Origin of the sequence: Rothia nasimurium (genome assembly GCF_928381705.1) — a bacterium.
Classification (GTDB): Bacteria; Actinomycetota; Actinomycetes; order Actinomycetales; family Micrococcaceae; genus Rothia; species Rothia nasimurium_G.
Window position 1 is genome coordinate 12,749 of the sequence record NZ_CAKMSR010000001.1, and the last position, 22,824, is coordinate 35,572.

At 60.6% G+C, this 22,824-nt stretch carries 23 protein-coding genes and 4 tRNA genes; 9 read left to right on the forward strand and 18 right to left on the reverse strand.

Features of this window, described 5'->3' with window-relative positions; translation table 11 throughout:
* Positions 1 to 225: 225 nt before the first annotated feature.
* Complete coding sequence (locus tag L6762_RS00065; RefSeq protein WP_237184889.1) at positions 226 to 978, reverse strand: hypothetical protein; 753 nt, start codon at positions 976 to 978, stop codon at positions 226 to 228.
* A 149-nt stretch (positions 979 to 1,127) separates the two neighbouring features.
* On the opposite strand from L6762_RS00065, the gene L6762_RS00070 reads away from it, so the two are divergent.
* The 6 genes from L6762_RS00070 to L6762_RS00095 all read left to right on the forward strand — a co-directional run bounded on the left by L6762_RS00070 (position 1,128) and on the right by L6762_RS00095 (position 7,685).
* Positions 1,128 to 1,814, forward strand: coding sequence for a response regulator transcription factor (locus tag L6762_RS00070; protein ID WP_237184891.1), 687 nt, complete (start codon positions 1,128 to 1,130; stop codon positions 1,812 to 1,814).
* 35 nt (positions 1,815 to 1,849) lie between these two features.
* Entirely contained in the window at positions 1,850 to 2,821 is a 972-nt protein-coding gene (gene mshD / locus L6762_RS00075; protein WP_237184894.1) for a mycothiol synthase, read from the forward strand.
* Positions 2,822 to 2,856: 35 nt separating this feature from the next.
* Positions 2,857 to 5,085 (forward strand): RNA degradosome polyphosphate kinase, encoded by a 2,229-nt coding sequence (locus tag L6762_RS00080; RefSeq protein WP_237184903.1) that lies wholly within the window; start codon positions 2,857 to 2,859, stop codon positions 5,083 to 5,085.
* A gap of 126 nt (positions 5,086 to 5,211) precedes the next feature.
* Positions 5,212 to 6,213, forward strand: coding sequence for an NUDIX hydrolase (locus L6762_RS00085; protein WP_237184905.1), 1,002 nt, complete (start codon positions 5,212 to 5,214; stop codon positions 6,211 to 6,213).
* Between the two features lie 7 nt (positions 6,214 to 6,220).
* On the forward strand, positions 6,221 to 7,042 hold the full coding sequence (locus L6762_RS00090; protein ID WP_237184908.1) for a thymidylate synthase: 822 nt from the start codon (positions 6,221 to 6,223) through the stop codon (positions 7,040 to 7,042).
* 16 nt (positions 7,043 to 7,058) lie between these two features.
* Positions 7,059 to 7,685 carry a dihydrofolate reductase gene (locus L6762_RS00095; RefSeq protein ID WP_272878668.1) on the forward strand — a complete coding sequence of 209 codons (627 nt, stop codon included), beginning with the start codon at positions 7,059 to 7,061 and terminating at the stop codon, positions 7,683 to 7,685.
* Here L6762_RS00095 and L6762_RS00100 read toward each other — a convergent pair.
* Positions 7,673 to 8,959 (reverse strand): HipA domain-containing protein, encoded by a 1,287-nt coding sequence (locus L6762_RS00100; RefSeq protein ID WP_237184910.1) that lies wholly within the window; start codon positions 8,957 to 8,959, stop codon positions 7,673 to 7,675. The two genes, L6762_RS00095 and L6762_RS00100, sit on opposite strands and share 13 nt — an antisense overlap.
* Positions 8,956 to 9,195, reverse strand: coding sequence for a helix-turn-helix domain-containing protein (locus L6762_RS00105; RefSeq protein ID WP_237184912.1), 240 nt, complete (start codon positions 9,193 to 9,195; stop codon positions 8,956 to 8,958). The genes L6762_RS00100 and L6762_RS00105 overlap by 4 nt, the downstream gene beginning before the upstream one ends.
* Positions 9,196 to 9,335: 140 nt before the next feature.
* Here L6762_RS00105 and asd point away from each other — a divergent pair, with 140 nt between their 5' ends.
* Complete coding sequence (gene asd / locus L6762_RS00110; RefSeq protein ID WP_237184914.1) at positions 9,336 to 10,475, forward strand: aspartate-semialdehyde dehydrogenase; 1,140 nt, start codon at positions 9,336 to 9,338, stop codon at positions 10,473 to 10,475.
* A gap of 9 nt (positions 10,476 to 10,484) precedes the next feature.
* Positions 10,485 to 10,910 (forward strand): GntR family transcriptional regulator, encoded by a 426-nt coding sequence (locus L6762_RS00115; RefSeq protein ID WP_237184926.1) that lies wholly within the window; start codon positions 10,485 to 10,487, stop codon positions 10,908 to 10,910.
* On the opposite strand, the gene L6762_RS00120 is transcribed toward L6762_RS00115, so the two are convergent.
* The 12 genes from L6762_RS00120 to L6762_RS00175 all read right to left on the reverse strand — a co-directional run bounded on the left by L6762_RS00120 (position 10,907) and on the right by L6762_RS00175 (position 20,379).
* The gene (locus L6762_RS00120) at positions 10,907 to 11,464 is read right to left on the reverse strand and encodes a PIN domain-containing protein (protein ID WP_272878566.1); all 558 of its coding nucleotides are present in this window, start codon (positions 11,462 to 11,464) and stop codon (positions 10,907 to 10,909) included. The genes L6762_RS00115 and L6762_RS00120 overlap by 4 nt on opposite strands.
* Complete coding sequence (locus L6762_RS00125; RefSeq protein ID WP_237184927.1) at positions 11,464 to 11,973, reverse strand: helix-turn-helix domain-containing protein; 510 nt, start codon at positions 11,971 to 11,973, stop codon at positions 11,464 to 11,466. The genes L6762_RS00120 and L6762_RS00125 overlap by 1 nt, the downstream gene beginning before the upstream one ends.
* 36 nt (positions 11,974 to 12,009) lie before the next feature.
* A complete protein-coding gene (locus L6762_RS00130) occupies positions 12,010 to 12,411 on the reverse strand; it encodes a PGPGW domain-containing protein (protein ID WP_237184929.1) in 402 nt (133 codons plus the stop codon).
* A 12-nt stretch (positions 12,412 to 12,423) separates the two neighbouring features.
* Positions 12,424 to 13,515 (reverse strand): UDP-N-acetylmuramate dehydrogenase, encoded by a 1,092-nt coding sequence (locus L6762_RS00135; RefSeq protein ID WP_237184931.1) that lies wholly within the window; start codon positions 13,513 to 13,515, stop codon positions 12,424 to 12,426.
* A 94-nt stretch (positions 13,516 to 13,609) separates the two neighbouring features.
* Positions 13,610 to 14,839 carry an MFS transporter gene (locus L6762_RS00140; RefSeq protein ID WP_237184932.1) on the reverse strand — a complete coding sequence of 410 codons (1,230 nt, stop codon included), beginning with the start codon at positions 14,837 to 14,839 and terminating at the stop codon, positions 13,610 to 13,612.
* Between the two features lie 152 nt (positions 14,840 to 14,991).
* A complete protein-coding gene (locus tag L6762_RS00145) occupies positions 14,992 to 15,453 on the reverse strand; it encodes a MaoC family dehydratase (RefSeq protein ID WP_237184933.1) in 462 nt (153 codons plus the stop codon).
* 3 nt (positions 15,454 to 15,456) lie between these two features.
* A complete protein-coding gene (locus L6762_RS00150; protein ID WP_237184934.1) occupies positions 15,457 to 15,903 on the reverse strand; it encodes a MaoC family dehydratase N-terminal domain-containing protein in 447 nt (148 codons plus the stop codon).
* Positions 15,904 to 15,958: 55 nt separating this feature from the next.
* Positions 15,959 to 16,030, reverse strand: a tRNA-Thr gene (locus L6762_RS00155).
* A gap of 1 nt (position 16,031) precedes the next feature.
* Positions 16,032 to 16,105 (reverse strand) — tRNA-Met (locus L6762_RS00160).
* Between the two features lie 26 nt (positions 16,106 to 16,131).
* Positions 16,132 to 16,203: transfer RNA gene (locus L6762_RS00165), tRNA-Thr, on the reverse strand.
* Positions 16,204 to 16,431: 228 nt separating this feature from the next.
* On the reverse strand, positions 16,432 to 18,435 hold the full coding sequence (locus tag L6762_RS00170) for a DEAD/DEAH box helicase (protein WP_423817066.1): 2,004 nt from the start codon (positions 18,433 to 18,435) through the stop codon (positions 16,432 to 16,434).
* 339 nt (positions 18,436 to 18,774) lie between these two features.
* The gene (locus L6762_RS00175) at positions 18,775 to 20,379 is read right to left on the reverse strand and encodes a DUF2079 domain-containing protein (RefSeq protein WP_237184936.1); all 1,605 of its coding nucleotides are present in this window, start codon (positions 20,377 to 20,379) and stop codon (positions 18,775 to 18,777) included.
* A 114-nt stretch (positions 20,380 to 20,493) separates the two neighbouring features.
* Here L6762_RS00175 and L6762_RS00180 point away from each other — a divergent pair, with 114 nt between their 5' ends.
* Positions 20,494 to 21,492 carry a DNA-3-methyladenine glycosylase family protein gene (locus tag L6762_RS00180; protein ID WP_237184938.1) on the forward strand — a complete coding sequence of 333 codons (999 nt, stop codon included), beginning with the start codon at positions 20,494 to 20,496 and terminating at the stop codon, positions 21,490 to 21,492.
* A gap of 60 nt (positions 21,493 to 21,552) precedes the next feature.
* On the opposite strand, the gene trxA is transcribed toward L6762_RS00180, so the two are convergent.
* The 3 genes from trxA to L6762_RS00195 form a co-directional block, all read right to left on the reverse strand.
* Positions 21,553 to 21,933 (reverse strand): thioredoxin, encoded by a 381-nt coding sequence (trxA, locus tag L6762_RS00185; protein WP_237184939.1) that lies wholly within the window; start codon positions 21,931 to 21,933, stop codon positions 21,553 to 21,555.
* A 122-nt stretch (positions 21,934 to 22,055) separates the two neighbouring features.
* Positions 22,056 to 22,137: transfer RNA gene (locus L6762_RS00190), tRNA-Tyr, on the reverse strand.
* A 154-nt stretch (positions 22,138 to 22,291) separates the two neighbouring features.
* Entirely contained in the window at positions 22,292 to 22,702 is a 411-nt protein-coding gene (locus L6762_RS00195; protein WP_237184940.1) for a hypothetical protein, read from the reverse strand.
* Positions 22,703 to 22,824: the final 122 nt, after the last annotated feature.

The window sequence follows — 22,824 nt, forward strand, 5'->3', positions numbered from 1 at the left end:
CTGCCGGGGCGCCCCCGCTGCTCCCTTCACCTTAGGTGCCCGAAATATAAAGAAAACCGGCCCGCGCGCTACAGTGCGCGGGGCCGGTGTCTAAGCCTGTGGGTTACTTACTTCTGGCCACGGAAGAGGCCGGTGAGTACGAAACCGATGCAGGTGAAGATAGCCAGACCTGCCAGGCCCAGAAGGACGAGGAAGAAAATTTCAAGTGCAAGAATACTCATACCGCTACCCTACCACGCGAGTGAGGAAAGTCGCACACACATAGGCGATGACGCCGATAAATGCTACGGGTGTTACGCCCAGGGTGACAGCGCCACGGCGGGGCCCTTCCTTGGGGCCTGCCGAGACAACCCGGATGCCGATAAGTCCCAGCAGCAGACCGACGGCCAGGCCGATGGTGATGACGGGGTAGGCGGTTTCAACGTCCCTGGCCAGGATGGCTAGACCCACCCAGCCTGCCACAGAGACTGAGGCCAGCACACCCGAGACGCAGCTGATGACCGACTCCAGGCGCCCCACAGCGCCTTCGCCGCGGGCAAGTTCTGCCATGAAGCTTGCGACCACGCCCACCGCTGCGATAGCGGGCAGGAAGGCCAGGGGGGAATTGCCGGGATTGAGCCAGGAGTAGAGCAGGGAGGCTACGCCCGATATCAGCACGATGACGGAGTGGGAGGTGATGCGGCGGCGTCCACGCAGTTCGGCGATGCCGGTTGCTGCGGGCCAGCCGCCGGCGATGAGAAGGACGGCGCCCAACCCGGCGAGTGCTGCGAGGTCGGGTGAGGTAGCTGCGGTGATGACCAAGGCTATGAGGGTGATGAGGGCTGAGAGTGCCACCAGTGTGTAGCGGGAGCGGCGGGTTGCCCCGATGCGCCCGATGGGGCCTTCGTAGACAGTTTTTTGGCGGGCTCGCCGTAGCTTGGTGAGTTCAGGTACGAAGGTGCGAATGGCACGGGTGTGGGTAGGCTCTTTGGTAGTCACGGGGGCGTTTCATCTTACTGTGTGGTGTACCGGGTGTGTGGGCGCCGGCGTCCTTCTTATCTTCCCGTATTACGAACCTGTTTATCAACGTCTGTACCCTGCGTTTTATACTGATGGTTGAGTTGACCTGTTCTAGGGAGTGGTTGAGCGTGCTGCATATTGTCGTATTGAGTGATTCTGCGGCTGATGGCGCCGATGTCACTCAGTCGCTGGGGTTGTTGGCTCATCAGATATCGGTTCTTCCTCTGGGCGCTGCGCCGTCGATGGTGCAGGCTGCTGGGCCCGATGTGGTCTTGGTTGATGCCCGTGAGCAGTTGGTTGCGGCCCGTAACTGTGCCCAGTTGTTGAAGGGGTCTGGTTTTACTACGCCGCTGTTGATGGTGCTTACCGAGGGCGGTATGGCTGCGGTGGCGCCGCACTGGATGGTGGACGATATCGTGCTTGAGTCGGTGGGCCCGGCTGAGCTTGAGGCCCGTTTGAGGTTGCTGACGGCGCATGTGGCTGAGGAGGCTGAGCTTGAGAGCACGGTGATTCGGGCCGGTGGTATCACGGTCGATGAGGCCTCGTATTCGGCGCGTTTGCAGGGGTCGCCCCTGAACCTGACCTATAAAGAGTTTGAGTTGCTGAAGTTTTTGGTGCAGCACCCCGGGCGGGTTTTTACGCGTGCCCAGCTCCTCTCTGAGGTGTGGGGTTATGACTACTACGGTGGTACGCGCACGGTTGATGTGCATATTCGTCGTCTGCGGTCGAAGCTGGGCCCTGACCATGAGCAGTTGATTACGACGGTTCGCAATGTGGGATATAGCTTTAACTCGGCGCGGTCGGATTCTAGGTAGGCTTAGAGGAGCTGCGATGTGTGTAGGAGGCGCGTGTGGTCTATGAAATTGTTTCACCCAAGGTTTCGGGTGTTGTGCTAGCTGATTTTGAGCGGTTGGCTGAGCTGGCCCGGCGGCAGGACGGCACCTCCCCCTTCTCTGAGCAGACCTTTGTTGAGCTGCGCAAGGCAGCTGCGGGGGCGGACGCCGGTGTGCGGCTTTTTGAGGCCCGGCAGGCTGGTGCACCCCTAGGTTTCGCCGCCCTGGTGAGGGAGGGCGAGCTCTGGGTGCTGGAGGCCGCTGTCGCCCCCGAGGCCCGTGGCCAGGGCCTTGGCTCGGCCCTGATAGGCGCGGCGGTTGAGGCTGCCGGTGACGAGCCGCTTCGGGCCTGGGTACACGGTGGTTCTGATACATCTAGCCCTGCCCTGCAGGCGGCAACCCACCTGGCCGATAAGCTGGGCTGGCGCCCTACCCGCGAACTCTACAAGCTGGGTCTGGCCCTGACCGACGAGGCGCGGGCGAGCGTCCGCGCCGCTGCCCAGGCCCGCCCCCTCCCCGCTGGCCTAACGCTGACCACCTACACCCCCGACCTGGCTGAGGCCTGGGTGCAGGTCAACGCCCAGGCCTTTGCCCACCACCCCGAGCAGGGGCGGCTAACCCTCGATGACCTTGCGGCCCGCACCGACTCTGACTGGTTCCGCCCAGAAGGGTTCTTCCTGGCGGTAGAAAAGGACGGGCAGCTGGCAGGCTTCCACTGGACCAAGATTCCTACCGGCCAGGGCGAGCGCCCCGAAGGGGAAGTCTACGCGGTAGGCATCGCGCCCACCTGGCAGGGTAAGGGGCTGGGTAAGGCCCTGACCCTAGCCGGTATGGCCTACCTAGACGATGCTACCGACGAGTCCGGCACCCCCCTTGACCGCATCGTCCTCTATGTCGATGCCGACAACACCGCCGCTGTAGCCCTCTACCGCTCCCTCGGCTTTACACCCCTCACCATCGACCGACAGTACGCACCTGCCCACCCCTAATCTTTACCACCGCCCCTCGCATTGAAAGGCACACCATGACCACCACACCGGCAGAAACCCCGGCCCACCCCCATATCAACGGCGATATTAACAAGCTCGAACGCGCCGAAACCCGCGTAGACCGTATCGACGTGGGCGAAAAAATCAAGCAGCCCAACCTCGAAGGCGATTTCGGCAGCGACCGCTTCCTTGACCGCGAAATCAGCTGGCTTGAGTTCAACACCCGCGTGCTCGAACTGGCCGAAGACCCCAACCTTTACCTGCTAGAGCGCCTGAACTTCCTCTCCATCGTTACCAGCAATCTGGACGAGTTCTTCATGGTGCGCGTGGCCGGCCTCAAGCGCCGTATCGCCACCGGCATCGCTGTGCCCTCAGCAGCCGGGCTCTCCCCCGAAGAGCAGATGGAAGAAATCTCCGAGGCCGCCCACGCCCTGCAGGAGCGCCAGTACCGCGTCTTCCACGAGCAGGTCTACCCCGAACTGGAAAAGGAAAACATCCGTATCGTCGGTTGGGCAGACCTCTCCTCCAGTGAGCAGGAGCGCCTCTCCCGTTTCTTCCGCGCCGAGCTCTTCCCCGTACTCACTCCCTTGGCTGTTGACCCGGCCCACCCCTTCCCCTACATTTCTGGCCTGTCACTCAACCTGGCCGTCATCGTCCGCAACCCCCAGACCGGCAAGGAGCTCTTCGCCCGCCTCAAGGTGCCCGAAGCCATCGAGCGCATGGTGGCCGTTGACGGCGCCCGCGCGGTCAAGTCCTCCTCGGGCGAGGTCCGCTTCATCCCCCTTGAGGTCATTATCGCCGAGCATCTCGACATGCTCTTCCCCGGCATGGAGGTCGTGGAGCACCACGCCTTCCGCGTGACCCGCAACGAGGATCTTGAAGTTGAAGAAGACGACGCCGAGAACCTGCTCAAGGCCCTAGAAACCGAGCTGCTGCGCCGCCGCTTTGGCCCCCCGGTGCGTCTGGAGGTTGAAGACACCATCAACCCCACCATCCTTGACCTGCTCGTTTCAGAGCTGCGCATCGACGAGCACGAGGTCTACAAGCTCCCCGCTCCCCTCGATTTGCGCGGCCTGTCCGATATCGCCAAGACCAACCGCCCTGCCCTGCACTACCCCAAGCACATCGCCCACACCTCCCGCTGGCTCAACGCCAACGAAACCTCCAAGGCAGCCGACGTCTTTACCGCAACCCGCGACCACGACGTCCTGCTGCACCACCCCTACGACTCCTTTGCCACCAGCGTGCAGGCCTTCCTAGAGCAGGCAGCGGCCGACCCGGCCGTCCTCGCCATTAAGCAGACCCTCTACCGTACCTCCGGCGACTCCCCCATCGTGGACGCCCTCATTGAGGCAGCCGAAGCCGGCAAGCAGGTGCTGGCCCTGGTTGAGATTAAGGCCCGCTTCGACGAAGAGGCCAACATCAACTGGGCCCGCAAGCTCGAACGCGCGGGCGTGCACGTGGTCTACGGCATCGTGGGCCTCAAGACCCACTGCAAGCTCTCCCTGGTTGTGCGTAAAGAGGCGGACGGGCTGCGCCGCTACTGCCACATCGGCACCGGCAACTACCACCCCTCCACCGCCCGCTTCTACGAGGATCTCGGTCTCATCACCTGCGACCCGCAAATCGGTGAGGACGTCTCCCGCCTCTTCAACCAGCTCTCCGGCTACGCCCCGAAGACCACCTACAAGCAGCTACTGGTTGCCCCCCGCTCCCTGCGTTCGGGCCTGATTGACAACATCAACAAGGAAATCGAGCACAAGCGCGCGGGCCACGCCGCCAAGATTCAGATTAAGTGCAACTCCATGGTCGATGAGGCCATCATCGACTCCCTCTACCGCGCCTCCCAGGCAGGGGTTGAGGTCAACGTGGTCGTTCGCGGTATCTGTGCCCTGCGCCCCGGCGTCCCCGGTCTCTCCGAGAACATCAAGGTGCGCTCAGTCCTGGGCCGCTTCCTTGAGCACTCCCGCGTCTTCACCTTCGAGAACGCCGGCAACCCCAAGGTCTACATCGGTTCAGCAGACATGATGCACCGCAACCTCGACCGCCGTGTTGAAGCCCTGGTGCATGTGAAGGCAGAAGCCCATATCAAGTACCTGCTCGATATGTTCGACAACTACCTCTCAGAGAAAACCAGCAACTGGCACCTGGCAGCCGACGGCACCTGGGAACGCCACCACCTGGCAGCCGACGGCTCACCCCTGCGCGATGTGCAGGCCTACTACCTGGCTAGCCGCGACCAGAAACGCAACAAGCGAGCCTAAGCCGGGCGCAGACGTCCGCGCCTTGTCCACCGCTCACAGCTAAGAGGCTTAGAATGTCCTTGGGTTAACATTCGGTTAACTCAAGGACATTCTCAATGCCCGCCCCACCCCCACGGAGCTTTCCACATGCCGCACACCGAGACCTTCTACGCCGCCCACACCCACGACGGAGCGCTCTCGCTCAGCCGGGGCCCCCACAACCGGGCAGCTGTCAACGCAGCAGGCGCCATCATCTGGCGCTGGTACCACGACCAGGTGCAGGTCCTCATCATCCACCGCCCCCGCTACGATGACTGGTCCTGGCCCAAGGGCAAGCAGGACCCCGGCGAAACCCTGCCCGAAACCGCCATCCGGGAAATCCGCGAAGAGGTCGGGCTCAACGTCACCCTCGGCGCCCCTCTAGCGGTGACCGCCTACGAGGTCAAGGGCAAGCCCAAGGAGGTCTACTACTGGGCAGCCGAAGCACCCGCCGGGCAAAAAGCCGTTGCCGATGAGGGCGAAGTGGACGAGCTGCGCTGGGTCACTCCCAAGCAGGCCCGCACCATGCTCACCAACGCCACCGACAAAGAGCCCCTCGACGCCCTACTGGCCCTGGCCCGTGCGCAGAACCTGCGCACCCGCCCGGTGATTATCGTCCGCCACGCCAAGGCCAAGCCGCGCGCCAGCTGGGCCGGGGCCGAAGGCGAGCGCTCACTTGCGGCTACCGGCAAGCGCCAGGCCCTGGCGGTAGGACGCCTGCTGGAGGCCTGGCAGCCCGAACGCATCGTTTCCTCTCCCTGGGTGCGCTGTATGCAGACGGTCTACCCCTATTCGAAGGCCTCTGGCATTTCCATCAAGGAGAAGCGGGCCCTGACCGAAGCCCACCATGCCCGGGCGCCCAAGCCCGCCCGCAAGGTGGTCGAGTCCCTCTTTGAGAAGCGGGATAAGTCGGTCATGCTCTGCACCCACCGCCCGGTGCTGCCCACTGTCCTTGAGGTTCTGGGCGAGCACCTGAATAAGCAGCTACGCTCCCATCTGCCCGTGCATGACCCCTACCTCAAGCCCGGGGAAATGTGGGTCTTGCAGGTGTCTGTTGCCCACCCCAAGACCGTGGTGTCGCTGGAACAAATTAAGCCTTTTGACGATTAAAGAAGATATGACTGTTATTCCTACCCCCTACGAAGACCTGCTGCGCGAGATTATGGCAACCGGCGACGAGAAAGCCGACCGTACCGGCACCGGCACCAGAAGCGTCTTCGGCCGTCAGATGCGCTTTGACCTATCTGAGAGTTTTCCGCTGATTACCACCAAGAAGGTGCACTTCAAGTCGGTGGTTATTGAGCTGCTCTGGTTCCTGCGCGGGGAGTCCAACGTACGCTGGTTGCAGGAGCGCGGCGTGACTATCTGGGATGAGTGGGCGGACGAGGACGGCGAACTGGGCCCGGTCTACGGGGTGCAGTGGCGCTCCTGGCCGGCCGGTGACGGGCAGACCATCGACCAGATTGCCAAGGTGCTTGACTCGCTCAAGAACAACCCCGATTCTCGCCGCCATATTGTCTCTGCCTGGAACCCGGCTGAGGTTGACGATATGGCGCTACCGCCCTGCCATGCCCTCTTCCAGTTCTACGTGAAGACCCGGGAGGACGGCCAGAAGGAGCTCTCCTGCCAGCTTTACCAGCGGTCTGCCGATATGTTCCTGGGCGTGCCCTTCAACATTGCCTCCTATGCCCTGCTGACCCAGCTGATTGCTGAAGAGGTGGGTATGGTGCCCGGTGAGTTTGTCTGGACCGGCGGGGATTGCCACATCTACTCCAACCACTACGAGCAGGTCACCGAGCAGCTGTCGCGCGAGCCCTACCCCTACCCGCGCCTGCGCATTAAGAATAAGAAGCCCTCAATTTTTGACTACGAGTTTGAGGACTTTGAGCTGGTAGATTACCGCCATCACCCCCTCATTAAAGCCCCGATTGCGGTCTAGGGCCAAGGAGTTGAGCGTGAATGGTGAGCAGGTAAGCGGCTCGGGTACCCTGCCCGAGCTAGCGGCTATCTGGGCGCAGGCAGGCAACGGGGTGATTGGCCGTAACGGCGATATGCCCTGGTATGCTCCCGAGGACCTAGCCCATTTCAAGGCCTTGACCCTGGGCGCCCCGGTGATTATGGGCCGGGTGACCTGGGAGTCCTTCCCGCCCCGCTTCCGCCCCTTGCCGGGACGGCTCAATCTTGTGATTACGCGTTCTGTCTCGCAGGTTGAAGAGAAGGACGGCGCCGTCTGGGCGCCTTCTCTCGATGCGGCTTTGGGGGCGGCGCAGAGTTTAGCTCCGGACGCCCCCACCTACTGGGTCCTTGGCGGCGGCTCTCTCTACACCGAGGCCCTACACCGCACCGACCTGCCCGGAGTAGCGGGTTGGCAGGTAACCCGGGTGGAGCGCACCCTCTTTGAGGCTGAGATTCCCGGTGATACCTACGCCCCCAAGCTGGGCGCCGACTGGGCGCTAGTTGCTGAGGACGCACCCGTCCGCTCTGAAAAAGGCTATGCGCTGACCGCCACCGGCGAGAAGCTCCCTCTCACCATGCGGTTCCAGACCCTGCGCAAGACAAAGGTAGCAGGTCAGCGCCAATAGTTTGAAACAAAACGGGCAGGGGAAAGCCGCCCCAGACCGTCCACAATTTTGGCGGCTGCATCTTCCAAACCGTGCTCTTTACCTGTTTCCTCAAAAGCCTCTGGCAGGTAGCTAAGAATCTCTTCTACGAGCTCTTGGGCCCGTTGCCTCGGCAAGCCTAAACGCTGTCCCTCAAACACTAAACCTTCGTCAGAAATCTGAGTAAATCTATAGTTTTTCTTAATTCCCATTGGAAAATAAGCCAAGCTTTCATCCCCGATATGTGCAGCAGCAGAAATCAAATCGTACAACGGGGCAAGCTCACTCCCGCTCTCCCGATGCACCAAAGAATAGTTCTTGGCATGAGCATCTGTACCAACTACGCCTACGTTGAACACCAAGCCTTTAAAGAAGTCCTCTTGAAGACGTAAGCGATCCCCCGGCTTAGTTTTTTGGCGGAACAGTTGGCCTATCTCCCCAGCTCCAGGGCCACCATCACGATGCTGATACTTCTTCTCAGGCGGTATACCCAGTGCTTGCAACAGGTCTTCCTGGTGTACCCGGCGAACAGTATCGTCAAGGATATAACGGTCGTAGCGGGGAACAATAACCGCTGTTAAGCTACTTGTTCTACTCCGCCACAGTTCAGGATCAACAGCATTAAGCCCGCATTTAACGGCTACCTTCATTGTCAAGAACTCAGCAATATCGATATTCTCAACAAAATAATTATCTTCTGTTTTAACAGGCTTAATGATGTGGGTAGTGGCGATACCTGTTCCCGGCTGGACCCATTTACCCTCATGATTTCTGGTCAGTGATAGCTTTGGCTGGGCTCCTGCCACGCTAAATCGAAAAGCTTCAGAAGCAATCAGCGTTTTCCCGCGATAAAGCTCTCTACTTTCTTCTAGTAGTTCTTCAAAATCTGTTTCATTCAGCACGGGTTGCTGAGAAAGGTTAGCTCTCTGTGCATCGCTGCTGCCCTTGCCCGGCGGTAAAAGCTGAAGAGCGCCTGCAACGTCTTGCCCGTAGCGCTCAAGTAAACCAAAAATGGATCCTGCTGATACCCCTGCCGCACGCGCCATATTTTCTAAAGCCTGAGCATTATCGGGTAAAAGGCCTTTAAGGAACGGTAGCGCTACTTTATTTTTATGGGTCCGATTTCGTTCAGGCATAGACAGAGAAAGGGACACCGCACTTTCATAGCCTGGGGAATAGGTAAAAGTGATTTGCCCATTTTTCTCCATGAATGTGCCACACAGTTCACCATCTAGGTAGGCATTGAGTTCGCTCATGATGCGGCCTTTACTTGAAGCTCTAGGTTTAAAGCCCAAAAAGCATCTAGTACCTTATAGAGCTCAACCGTTGGCTTACCTTGTTCAAGGTCAATGTACCATTTGCGGGATACGCCAATCTTGGCGGCCACTTCTTTTTGAGTAAGACCGAGCTCTTCTCGGCGGAGACGGACGACTTCCCCCACTTCTCCAGTGATGTGCAGGGTTCGTATACCGGTGGCATCTTGCTGTGTCATACCGCAAGTGTAACCGAACGACCACTTTTCCTAAAGTAATCATACGGTTACTTTAAGTAAAGTCACCGTACGATTACACTTTCTCTCACCATGCGGTTCCAGACCCTGCGCCGGGAGCTCGTAAAAGCTAGACTGAAACCATGACTTTTACATCTGGTGATTCCGTAGGCTTTGTTGGTTACCGTGGCATGGTCGGCTCCGTGCTCATGAAGCGCATGCTCGAAGAAGGTGACTTTGAGGGCATCAACCCGGTCTTCTTCTCCACTTCCCAGGCCGGTTCAGCAGCCCCCACCTTCGGCGGCGCCCTCGAAGAGTCCACTCTCAAGGACGCCCACGATATCGACGAGCTCGCCAAGCTGCCCGTCATCGTGACCGCCCAGGGTGGCGACTACACCAAGGCAGTACACACCCAGCTGCGCGAGCGCGGCTGGAGCGGTCTCTGGATTGACGCCGCCTCAACCCTGCGCATGAACGATGACGCCGTCATCGTGCTTGATCCCATCAACCGCGACGTCATCGACCGCGGCCTGGAATCCGGCGTTAAGGACTTCATCGGCGGCAACTGCACCGTCTCCTGCCTGCTCATGGGCCTGGGCGGCCTGTGGAAGCAGGGCCTGGTTGAGTGGGGCACCTCCATGACCTACCAGGCAGCCTCCGGTGGCGGCGCCCGCCACATGCGTGAGGTACTCAAGCAGTTCGGCGATATCAACGGCTATGTAGCAACCGAGCTGGACGACCCCGCGTCCGCCATCCTTGAGATCGACCGCAAGGTGCTGGAACTCCAGCGCTCCGGCGACCTCGACACCACCCAGTTCGGCGTACCCCTGGCCGGTTCACTGATTCCCTGGATTGACTCTGACCTGGGTAATGGCCAGTCCCGCGAAGAGTGGAAGGCCGAGGCTGAGTCCAACAAGATTCTGGGCCTTGAGGGTGATGACCGCGTGGTTCTTGACGGCCTGTGCGTGCGTATCGCAACCATGCGCTCCCACTCCCAGGCTCTGACCCTGAAGCTCAAGGAAGACCTGACCGTTGAAGAAATCGAGAAGATCATCGATGAGGACAACGAGTGGTCAAAGGTTATCCCCAACACCAAGGACGCCACCGTCGAGGGTCTGACCCCCGTTGCGGCGTCCGGCACCCTGGATATCCCTGTGGGCCGTATCCGCAAGCTCAACATGGGCCCCCAGTACATCTCTGCTTTCACCGTGGGTGACCAGCTGCTGTGGGGCGCCGCAGAACCCGTGCGCCGCATGCTGAAGATTGCGACCGGCACCCTTTAGACTGGTGCCATGACAAAGAACGAGATGCCCCCGATTCACGACTCCCACGAGGAGCTGTGCGGGGGCATCCGTGCTTTAAATTTTAGGGTTGATAAGGGGTCGGACGTCCCGCCCTACTCCCAGCTGCGGCGGGCTATTATTGCGGCACGGGCTTCCGGCGCTCTGGCTGCCGGTGACCGGCTACCGCCCATGCGGGCGCTAGCTGCCGAAACAGGTCTTGCAGTAAACACGGTGGCGAAGGCCTACAAGGAGCTGGAAGCCGCCGGCGCCATTGAAACGCACGGCCGGGCAGGGTCCTTTATTACGGCCCTCGACTCAACCGCGCACAAGGCGCAGACCCTGACCGAAAAGTACATTACAGCCATGCGCAAACTGGGCTTTGAAGACCAGCAGATCCACGAGACTCTGGATCATATGCTGGGGTTCGAAAGCTAGAACCCATTAGACTCAAGAGTCTCTGCAAACCTCACCAGCCCAATTTTTCTCAACCCCACCAGATACTCCGTGTGAGTTACCTCTGGGTTCTTCATGTCTCGCACAATGTCTTCAGCAATTTGTTTGATTCTCTGCGGGTTCAGTGCAAACCGGTCGCAGAGAAAATCATCTGGATGAACGGCCCTCACATCAAATGGAGCTAAAGTCTCTTCAGGGAAGTCTTTCAGATTAAAAGTAACGATAAAGTCAGCACGAGCTCGAACTGCTGCTGCTAAAACATGGCGATCTTTAGGGTCGTTACCCATCTGATGTATCAGCGATTCATACTCACAAACTTCTGCATCTGGGAAGTATTTCTGCATATTTCTCACGCGCTTCTCAGCCTGCCCAGGCGTTCGCATGAACGCTGTCTGCAAGTTGCGTTCTACTTCCTCTAGAATCCCATGCGACCAGAGGGGCCTGTACTCTTTTGCATCTGCTAGGCGCAAAAGTAAGTCGCACGTTGGCATCGGTAGCAGTACACATGCATCGAGAACAGCAGATAGCCCAGACATTAAGATTTTCCTGACGACCTGCGAGTCTGCGCAAAGCTTGCAGGTAGGTCAAAGTAGCTACCGTCTGCCGATGATTCTTGCGTTTGTTCTTGGAGGAAAGCTTTACGCTCTCTTCGCTCTTTCTCTTCATACTGAATCAAGTCTGCGAGAAGCACACGGCGATGGCGGCCAACAGTAGTAAAGGGAATATCACCAGATTCGAGAATTTTTACGAGTGTTGGACGAGATATTTGGAGATAATCAGCAGCTTGCTGAGTGGTGAGCTTGGTATCGGTAGGCGTAATCGAAACAGCCTTGTTATGGGCTAAGGCATCAACGATGGTTGTTAGTGTGTCATATAAGAGGAAGGGAATGACCTGTTTTTTACCGTCTGGCGATAGCAGCGCAGGCTGAGCCCCCTCATCCTCACTAGAAGCGCTATGCAAGAAAGAAAAAAGTAGTTCTAAGTCTGCTTCATGGAAGGTGGAGGGTTCAAGAATAGAACGCTGATTATGCTGAGTGACGGTCATGCCACCACTATAGCACTATTCGAAATATTCGAAATGTTATAGTGTTTTCCTGTAGTGGCAGCCCGTTGGGCAGTAGTGGCTGCGGTTGCTGCGGCTGGCCCAGCGGGCGGCGGTACGACGACGGTGGGCTCGATGCCGCTTAGCCTCTATCTGCCGCCAGATATTCAGCACCTTAGCTTTCGCCCACACGTTCAGGCGGTGGGCCCAGTGGAATTCGGTACCCCACAGGCTCATGCCCATGAAAATGAAAAGCCAGCCGGGGCCGGGCGTCACCAGCATGATAATACCGGCGACGATGCACAAAAAACCTAGCCCAATAATGAGCAGGCGGTAGATCAGGAGCAGGGCGGCGTGCCGCCCCATAAAGGCGCGGAATCGCTCCATACGCCGGTGTAGGCGTCCGCCCTGCCCGCTCTCGATTTCTTTCTCTAGGCTCATGGCGCCCCTGCGTTAGAGAGTAAACCCAACGACCACAGGCTCAGGAACCAGGCGTACCCCGAAGCTTTCCTCAACCCCGGCTCGCACAGCGCGGGCGATGGCCGCGATATCGGCGGTCGAGGCACCACCGCGGTTGGTGATAGCCAGGGTGTGCTTGGTGGAGAGCGACGCCCTTCCGCCGGCAAGCTCCGCTGCCTCGCCCTCAAGGCCGAAGCCCTTATCGAACCCGGCGTGCTGAATCAGCCAGGCAGCAGAAAGCTTGACCATGCCATCCAAGGGTTCACCGGCGGGGGTGGTTGCCGGGTAGCGGGGGGCGTCCTCGGGGAGCTGAGCTGCGACGTCCTGCCCCACGATGGGGTTGGTGAAGAAGGAGCCGGTGGAGTAGGTGTCGCGGTCGGCGGCGTCCAGCACCATGCCCTTACCTGCGCGCAGGCGCAGCACGGTTTCACGCACCAGGCGGGAGTCGGCGCGTTCCCCCACCTCAACGCCCAGCTGGCGGGCCAGCTCAGCGTAGCGGACGGGGGCAGACTGGGAGCCGTGCGGCAGCTGGAAATCTACGGTCAGCACCACATAGCGGGGAGACCCATTGACGGTGGACTGCTTGAGAATCGAGTCCCGGTAAGCGAACTTGAGGTCGGCGTTAGCGAAGGTCTTGTAGCCGCCGGTTTGGCGGTCCCAGGTGCGCACCGAGGCGATGGTGTGGGCAACTTCAGAGCCGTAGGCCCCCACGTTCTGCACGGGGGTGGCGCCCACGGTGCCGGGAATACCGGAGAGGGCCTCAATACCGGAGAGCTCGTTCTCTACGGCGTAGGCGACCAGGTCGTCCCAGGTGTGGCCTGCCTGCACACGCAGGGTGGTGCCGCCGCAGGCGTAGTCGCTCACGGTTTCAATACCGGTTGAAGCTATATGCACCACTGCCCCGTCAAAGCCCTCATCGGCTACCAGCAGGTTAGAGCCCCCGCCCACCACCAGCAGGTCTTCTCCTGCACGGTCGGCAGCGGTTACGGCATCAATAATCTCCTGCTCGCTGGTGGCCTCAACGAAGAGACGGGCGGGGCCACCCACAGCGGCAGTGGTCAGTTCACTTAAAAGCTTGTCAGTCACGGTGCCCATTCTACCGGCTTAGCCCGGGTGCCGCCTGCCTACCCCCTTAGCTGTCGCTGGGAGCCGGGCAGGGGCGTCCTGACCGCTGCCCTACTTAGATCTTTTCGGTATGGACGGTGCGGCTGGGCTTCTTAGGTTCTAGCTGGCTGGTGAGCAGTAGGGACACAACCACAAAAACCAGCACGGCGAGCAGGCCGTTGCGGATTCCAAAGTGCTCCCCCAGCAGACCCAGCAGGGGCGGGCCGCCCAGGAAGGCCGCATAGCCGATGGTTGAGACAACGGAGACGCGGATGGCGGCCTTGAGCGGGTCGTCCGAGGCAGCTGACATGCCGGTCGGGAATCCGAGGGAGGCGCCCAGACCCCAGACCAGCAGGCCAACAAAGCCCAGGGGCACGGTAGGGGCGAAGATAAAGAGGGCCAGGCCGATAATGGCGAGCGAGCAGGTGGTGCGGAGCACCGGCACCCGGCCAAAGCGGTTGAGCAGGGCGGTGCCGCCAAAACGCCCCACCATCATGGCTACCACAAAGGTGAAGTAGCCCAGCGACCCGATGGTGTTGCTGGTGCCGTAGTCGTGGGTGAGGGCGAGCGCGACCCAGTCGTTGGCTGAACCTTCGGCCAGTGCCATGCCCAGTACGAAGAGACCGATGAGGATGGTGTGTTTGTCGCGCCAGGCGTCGCGCACCCGGTAGGAGCCGACGGCGGCGATGGCCTGGGTGTCGTCCTGGCCGTAGTTTTCGCTGTGGCAGAACTTGAGGGAGATGAGGACGAGGGCAGCAACCGCTAGCGCGAAGTAGGCCATGTGAACGGCGAAGGGAACGCCCAGGCGGGTGTCGAGTGTGCCGATGGCGGCACCTGCTACGGTGCCGATCGAGAAGAAGCCGTGCATGATGGGGGTAACGTAGCGACCCAGTGCCCGCTCGTTGGCTACGCCCTGCACGTTGGAGGCCACGTTGGAGACAGCGCTACCCAAGCCCTGAAGCATGAGGCCGAGCAGGGTTACGGGAACACTGGCGAGGTGCACGCCCAGGCCGATTAGGAGCATGCCGGTGACGGTGGTGGTGTAGGCTGCCGCGATACAGCGGATAGCGCCGAAGCGGGCAACGAAGGCACCTGAGAAGCTCACGGCGCAGAAGGAACCGATGGTCATACCCAGCAGCAGCAAGCCCATGGGACCGGAGCTCAGCCCCAGCCCGTTAGCCACATCGGGCAGGCGGGTCAGCAGGGCAGAAACCACTAAACCGCTGGCAAAGAAAAGACCCAGCACAGCCCTGTACCAGGTCTTAATCTGCCGATCGGAAAGCTGGGGGCGGGGGTTATGTGCCATGGTGGGTAAGGTCGATTCTCTCGTAGTAAAGCTAAGAGGGCGCGAGTGTGTTTGTGTCCTGCTGTCTATTCTAGTGGTCGTGCATAACAAGGCGCCCGCTCAATATCTGAACGGGCGCCTTTAGTGCGCAAGGTGGGGGCTACACTGCTACACTAGGCAAGCTTCACGAGTGCCTGGGCCTTCATCAGCACCTTCTGCTCCTTGCCCTCGCTGTCAGGGGCGGTGACGGTCAGATCAATGCGGGCGGTGCGGGCGTCCGTATCCAGGGCCCCGACCTTACCGGCAACCGAGATGACGTTGCCGCCGGTAGCCGGGGAGGCCGCGTCATCAGCATCGGGTACCGGAACCGGCTTGGAGAAGCGGGTCTGGTAGTCCACAATCGCACCGGCGTCGCCTACCCAGTCGGTCACCAGCTGCACGGCAGCACCCATGGTGAACATGCCGTGGGCGATGACGCCGGGCAGGCCCACAGCGGTTGCGAAGCGCTCATTCCAGTGGATGGGGTTAAAGTCGCCGGACGCGCCCGCGTAGGCCACCAGGTCAGCGCGGGTGACGGGAATCTGACGGGCACCGATCTCGGTACCCTTTTCAAGGGAGTCAAAAGAGATAGCCATGGGTTAGTCCTCCGCCCGAACCAGCAGTGATGAGATGCAGGTGGCGACCTTTTCGCCCTCTACAGTGGTGATTTCTTCGCGGGTGGTCAGCATAGCGCCGGCTCCCATGACGCGCACGCTATCGACATGCACCTCGGTGAGCAGCTCGTCCCCTGCCACGATTGGGCGGTGGTGGGTGAAGCGCTGGTCAGCGTGGACCACGCGGGAGAAGTCGATACCGGCTTCGGGGTCGCTAATCAGGGCGGCGTCTGCCTTCTGGGCCAGAATAATGGCGAAGGTGGGAGGGGCAATCAGGTCGCTGTAGCCCGCGTCCTGGGCTGCCTGCACGTCAAAGTGCAGGGGGCTGGTGGCCTTCACGGCAGCAGCGAATTCACGGATTTTCTCTCGCCCCACCGAATAGGGCTCAGTGGCCGGGTAAACGCGGCCCACGATCTCTTGGTTAATAGCCATAGGACCCACTCTACAAACAAAAAACCTGCCAAGCTAATGCTTGACAGGTTATCTGAGCCCCGACCGGGAATCGATCCCGGGACCTCCATCTTACCAAGATGGCGCTCTACCACTGAGCTATCGGGGCGTAGCGGTGGACGGGCTCGATCCGTCGACCTCACGATTATGAGTCGTGCGCTCTAACCAGCTGAGCTACACCGCCACGTATGAACTTTTGGGCTCATACAGAGCCCCGACCGGGAATCGATCCCGGGACCTCCATCTTACCAAGATGGCGCTCTACCACTGAGCTATCGGGGCAACAGATACTAGCTTACGGTACAACCTTTGGAAGACGCAAATCTAGAACCTGTTTTTTTAGGTGTTCTAGGGCACAAGTTGAAATGGTGCCCTATGGGTAAGGTGGCGCAGGCTCGCAGCGAAGCTGCTGGCTCGGCGGCTGGCGTGAATCGCTTGTGAGCGAAGCGAACCAGCGAGAGGGTCGGCAGCGAGCGCGAGCCTGCAAAACCTTACTCCGGGGCACAGCCCTTAGAACTTCTTGCGGCCCTTCTTCTTGCCGCCGAAGTCCTTCTTGCCGAAACGGTCGTCGCGGTCGAACTTTTTCTTGCCGCCGAAGTCCTTCTTGCCGAAACGGTCGTCGCGGTCGAACTTTTTCTTGCCGCCGAAGCCGCGGTCGTCACGGTCAAATTTCTTGCCGCCGAAGTCCTTCTTACCGAAGCCGCGGTCGTCGCGGTCGAACTTGCGTCCGCCTCCGCCGCCCTTGGGGCCGCGGTCGCGCTTGATGTTGATGAATTCGCCGGCTACCTGGGTGTCGCGCAGGCGGTCAAAGAAGTCACCGGGCAGTTCTGCTTCGGGCAGGGAGACGATGGTGAAGTGCTGGCGGATATCGATTGCGCCGACCTGCTTACCCTTGATGCCGCCTTCGTTGGTGAGGGCACCGACGATAGCTGCGGGTGAGACGTGGGATGAGCGTCCTACGTTGAGCTTGAAGTCGACCATGCCTTCTTCGGAGTGGCGGCGGCCGCCGCGGGGCTTGTCGTCGCGGTCGAAGTCGCGGTCACGGTCGCGCTTCTTGCTCTTGGGTTCGGGCATTTCTTCGGCCAGGAAGGGGCGGCCCTGCTGGGCGATGACGGCCAGGGCTGCTGCGATTTCTTCGCCTTCGACGTCGTGTTCGTTGGCGTAGGCGTCGATGAGTTCGCGGAAGAAGCTGAGGTCTTCGGTTTCGATGGTGTCGGTGATCTGCTGGGCAAACTTCTGCTTGCGGTTGGCGTTGACATCTTCAACGGTGGGCATGTGCATCTGTTCGACCTGCTGGCGGGTTGCCTTTTCGATCTGACGCAGCATGTACTTTTCACGCGGGGTCATGAAGAGGATGGCTTCGCCTGCGCGGCCTGCGCGGCCGGTTCGGCCGATGCGGTGCACGTAGGATTCGGTGTCGTGGGGGATGTCGAAGTTGACGACCAGGGAGATGCGCTCGACGTCGAGGCCGCGGGCGGCAACGTCGGTGGCGACCAGGATGTCGATGCGGCCATCGCGCAGGGCTTCGACGGTGCGTTCGCGCTGGTTCTGGGGGATGTCGCCGTTGATGGCGGCAGCCTGGTAGCCGCGGGCCTTGAGCTTGTCGGCGACTTCTTCGGTTTCTTTCTTGGTGCGGACGAAGGCGATGATGCCGTCGTAGTCTTCGACCTCAAGCACGCGGGTCATGGCTTCGAGCTTGTGGGAGTGCATGACCTGCATGTAGCGCTGGCGGATGTTGGCGCTGGTGGTGGTCTTTGACTTGACGCGGACCTCTGCGGGGTCGTTGAGGTACTGATCAGCGATCTTGCGGATGGTCTTGGGCATGGTTGCTGAGAAGAGGGCAACCTGCTTGGAGTCGGGGGTGTCTGCCAGGATCTGTTCTACGTCTTCGGCGAAGCCCATGCGGAGCATTTCGTCGGCTTCGTCCAGTACCAGGTACTGCAGGTTGGAGAGGTCCAGGGAGCCCTTTTTCAGGTGGTCGATGACGCGGCCGGGGGTACCGACAACGACCTGGGCGCCGCGCTTGAGGCCTGCCAGCTGGGGGCCGTAGGGTGAGCCGCCGTAGACGGGCAGCACGGTGAAGTCGGGCATTTCGGTTGCGTAGGACGAGAAGGCTTCGGCAACCTGCAGGGCCAGTTCGCGGGTGGGGGCTAGGACGAGTACCTGGGTGTCTTTGGAGACACCGTTGATGTCGGCCAGTTCTGCCAGGGTTGAGAGGGCAGGTAGGGCGAAAGCTGCGGTCTTGCCGGTGCCGGTCTGGGCTAGGCCGACGACATCGCGGCCTTCAAGCAGCAGGGGGATGGTTTCAGCCTGGATAGGTGAGGGCTTTTCGTAGCCGACTTTTTCGAGGGCTGCCAGGACGCGGGCGTCCAGGCCCAGGTCGGTGAAGCGGGTGCCGCCGCCCTCGTCCTTTTCTACCTGCTGGGTGGGGGTGTCTACAACCGGTTCCTGGAAGATGGCGTCGGTTGCGGTTTCTGCGTTAACGGCAGTATTTTCAGTCAATGTTGTCCTCATCGAGTGGGGTTTCAGCACTCTCACTGAGGTGGAGGTGCTGTACGGGGTGTCCCCGTGGAATGCTCGCGAGGGGCCTCAAAGATCAGAGGTCTTCGGTTCGTGGGCGCTGGCTATCAGGGGTGCGCGCTTGGGCGAGCTGATTACACATCAGGTTCTCTAGTCGAAGGTTCAACGGTCTGCTTAGCCTAAGTATGTTCGTTGAACGCGCGTGGCCCTGTGGTTGTGTGCCAGTAGCGGGCGTGGGCGCTGAAGAGAAATGGTCGGGGGTTCCCGAGTCTTACGTTTTCAACTCTACCCTAGTTTTAGCCTTTTGGGCCCGAGTGGTGATAGAAGGTACAGCTAATTGGTGCGGACGGCGATATCGATGCTGCCGATGGTGCGGTAGTGCACGTAGGTGGCGGTACCGTAGCGGCCGGTGGCGTAGGCGACGGCGCTGGTGGGCGAGTTGCCGCCCCAGGCGCTGCCGAGTTTATCGATGAGCACGTAGTCGGGGCCGGGTTCCCCGGAGTGGCTGATCCAGTAGGCGGTGTGGTTGGGCACCAGGTAGGTGAGGACGGAGAGGTCGGCAGCTACGGTGGCACCTTCTGGGATAGCGGCGACGGCTTCGGCCTTCATCTGGTCAGTGGTGGAGAGCTCGGTGGTGGCAAAGTCCGGGTCAGCCAGCTGAGCCAGGGGCTGGTTGGGCAGGAATCCTAGACTGACGACGAGGGCGAGCGCGGGCAGGGCTACCGGGGCGCGGTGGCGCAGGGTTGCAAAGATGGTGCGGACGGTGCGCCCGGCGGGTGTTGCCCCGAGCTGATAGGCGGGGAGGTGCGTACGGGCGACGGCTCGGGCGAGCACGTCGAGCAGGGCGGTGAAGACGATGGGCATGAGCACCAGGTTGTAGTGCCAGGTGGGTTCCCAGTAGCCCTCTTGGGGTGAGAGGAAGCGCCAGATGAGGGTGGGGGCTGCGATCAGGGCGAGGGGGCTGGTGGTCCAGGCCAGGACGCCGGTCAGCAGCAGTAGGCCAAGGGTGGCGGTTTTTTGCCAGGGGTAGAAGAGCTGGGCGAAGGCGCCGAGGGGGTCGCCGATCGCCGCTGCGATGTCGAGTTTGTCGGAGTAGTCGAAGACTCCGCCGGTGTTGAAGAAGGGCAGGATAAGGCCGATGGCGAGCAGGGGCCAGACTATGCCCCAGAGAGCCAGCAGGCTAGCTTCGGCCACGGCAGGGGTGTTGACCCAGGAGCGCAGCAGGGTGCGGTAGCGTTCGCGGCGGGGGCGTACCGGGGCGGACGCCGATGGGAAGGCTATGCTGCTGGCTGTTGAGAGCCAGCCGGTGCGGGCCAGGGCGACGAGCCCGATGAGGAGAACCGTAATACCGACGTCCTCTTTGACGAAGACCAGGGGGGCTGCCCAGTAGATGGAGCGGCGCAGCAGGGGGGCGGGGGCGTCCGTCATGCGGGTCATGGCCAGGTAGCCCAGGCTCATGACGAGCAGGGGCAGGGCGAAGGCAACCTCGTGGAATTGAACGGCTACAGCCTGTTGGATGCCGAAGCTCAGGGCGTAGGCAGCGCCCAGGGCCAGGGATGCCCAGGGGGCCAGAATCCGCTGGGCGAAGCGCACCAGCAGGTAGACAGACAGGGCGACCAGCCCGTTTTGCACATAGAGCAGGGTGGCGGGCGTAGGCCAGAGCCAGTAGAAGGGAGTCAGCAGCACGGTGACGGGGTGGAAGTGATCCCCCAGCAGGTTGAACCCCTCCCCCTTAATCGGCACAATCGGGGCCTGCCCTGAGGCATATGCCTTAGCCAGCTGCGAGAAGATACCGAGATCCCAGGAGGGCACCACGTAGTGCCGCCACTGCAGCCAGGAGTAGACGCTGTAGAGGGCAAAGACAGCTAGGGCCAGGGCTGCAGCGCTCATGCGCGCCCTGATGGGGTGGGCTTCTGCTGGCAGTAGGGGGGAGCTCATGCGCCTTCTTCGTCTGAGGTTGGGGTGGGCGCCACGGGTGCGGCGTCTTGTACGAGTATAGACAGCAAAGTGGTTCTGTGGGTCGGGTAGAGCGGGTGTGAGACGATGGTGAGCATGTTGCGCGCGCATTTTGTTCTGGAACCAACCCACCGGGTCCACCTGGGCCAGACCTTTGCTCCCCTACAGCGCGGAGCCTTCGACCCCCTCTTCCGTCAGGTAGCCGGGCCTGCTGGCCCTGTTTTTTGGGCGACGGCCCGCGAAGCTGGGGTGGGTCTGGTTGTTCGTTTTGCCAGGACGCACCCCGCCGACCTGCGCGCCCCGATTGAGGTAACGATTTGGGCAGGTGACAACTCCCCTAGCGGTACATCATCTGCGTCCGCCTTGGAAGCTTTTGCGGCTCGCGTGCCGGGCTGGCTGGGCGAGTGGGACAGCTGGACTAGCTTCTATAAGTCACCGGCCTGGGCGCAGCTCCCGCCCCGACTGATCAAGGCCCGAGCTGAAGCTCCGGGCTTACGGTTGCCGTCCATCGGCCTGCTCTCGCAGAATCTGCTCCTGGCCATTACTGAGCAGAGGGTAACCGGTATCGAAGCTATGGGCGGCATGAGGGCCCTGCTCCGCCAGTATGGGGACCCGGCCCCTGCCACCGGTCACCCCGATCAGCCGCCGGGGCTGATTATCTTTCCCCAGGCGTCCGTCTTTGCCCACATTCCCGATTGGGCCTACCACCGCGCCGGCTTTAACCGCTCCCGCTCATCTGCCATGGTGCACTATGCGAACCGGGCTGAGTCCTTCGAACGGTTTGCCTCCCAGCACAGCGTGAGCGAACTCGCCCGGGCACTGAACTCGGTTCCCGGTATTGGCCCCTGGACCATCGCAGAAACCCTGCAACGCTACTGCGGCCACCCCGACGCCGTCAGCGTGGGTGACTATCACCTTGCCCACCACGTCACCTATGCCTTCGATGGTACCCGTGGCGATGACGCCCGCATGGTAGAGCTACTTGCTCCCTATGCCGGGCACCGCCAGCGGGTTGTGGCCCTCATCAAGGCCGCCGGAATCAGCGAACCGCGCCGCGGCCCCCGGTATGCCCCGCAGGATATGCGCTCCTTCTAAAAACAAGGTCGCCCTCCCCCAGTTAGGGGAGGGCGACTTATATAAAGAAAGTTAGTGGCTTTAGGCCTGCTCAGCCTGGGCTGCTTCAGCCTCGGCAACCTGCTTGTGCACCTCGGCCATATCCAGACCCTTGACAGCGTCGATAATCTGGTCGAGCTGCTGGGCATTCAGAGCACCGGGCTGGGAGAAGACGAGAACGCCCTCGCGGAAGCCCATGATGGTGGGGATAGAGGTGATACCTGCTGCGGCGGCCAGCTGCTGCTGGTCTTCGGTGTCGACCTTGCCGAAGGTGATATCGGCATGCTTTTCAGAAGCAGCTTCGAAGATGGGGCCGAACTGCTTGCAGGGGCCGCACCAGTCTGCCCAGAAGTCGAGGAAGAGAATGTCTGAGTTTTCGACGTTCTGGGTCAGGTTTTCCTGGGTAATTTCAATGGTTGCCATGAGAAACACGCTACCGGTTTTATCGGGGCTTGTCTAAAGACTGTGGCCGGTTTCTCTGATAATGAAGCTAGCTCACCAAGGGAATAAAAAATCCCGCCTCGTGTGAGGCGGGATTTTTGCTGTGGCAGATGAGGGATTTGAACCCCCGTAGGCAATGCCAGCTGATTTACAGTCAGCCCCCTTTGGCCGCTCGGGTAATCTGCCGTATTCAATTTCTTGAATCTGTTCGTTTGAGCGAACAGTAGAATACTTTACACACTTTTAGGCAGCTTGCCAAACCAAAAGTAGCTTTTGTTGCAAAGACCACTTAAGCGGGCCGACCGGCGCGCTATGAGAGCGGACGCCGGTCGGGGCCATGTTAGTTAGACGCAGAGCTTGCCGCCAGGGCTTCTTGCTCTAGCAGGAGCGATATTTCAAGGTTTTCTAGGTAGGCATAAGCCTGCTCGGGGGTGCACATGCCGCCACGAATTTCGCGGGAGAGATTTTCTTTCACGCCCTCGAATCTGGCGACTAAATCAGCATCGTGCAGGGTTTGCCCCAGCCCGCGGGCAAAATCTGGGACCCGTTCGACTTCAGGCGAGCCGCTGCCCGCCGGGGCAGTTGCATCGGCGGCAGTAAAGCCGTCTGCCACTAAATCTGCAAGGAGAGCCTCGTAGGCTCGCTGCATGGTCTCGTCAGTTACAGCTAGTACCTGGTGCGCTGCCGGAGTGGTTCCTGAGCCGGGCCGTACGCCGGCTGCAGCGTGGGCAGCTGTTTTCTTTTCAGCCATAGCTTCATCCTCCCAAACCAAGATGAACTTTAGCTGAGAATGGTGTCACAGTTTCATAACGATTGCGATAACCTGCATAGCCCCCGCAAAACAGGGTACCTTTGTAGGTAAGCGCCCCTCAC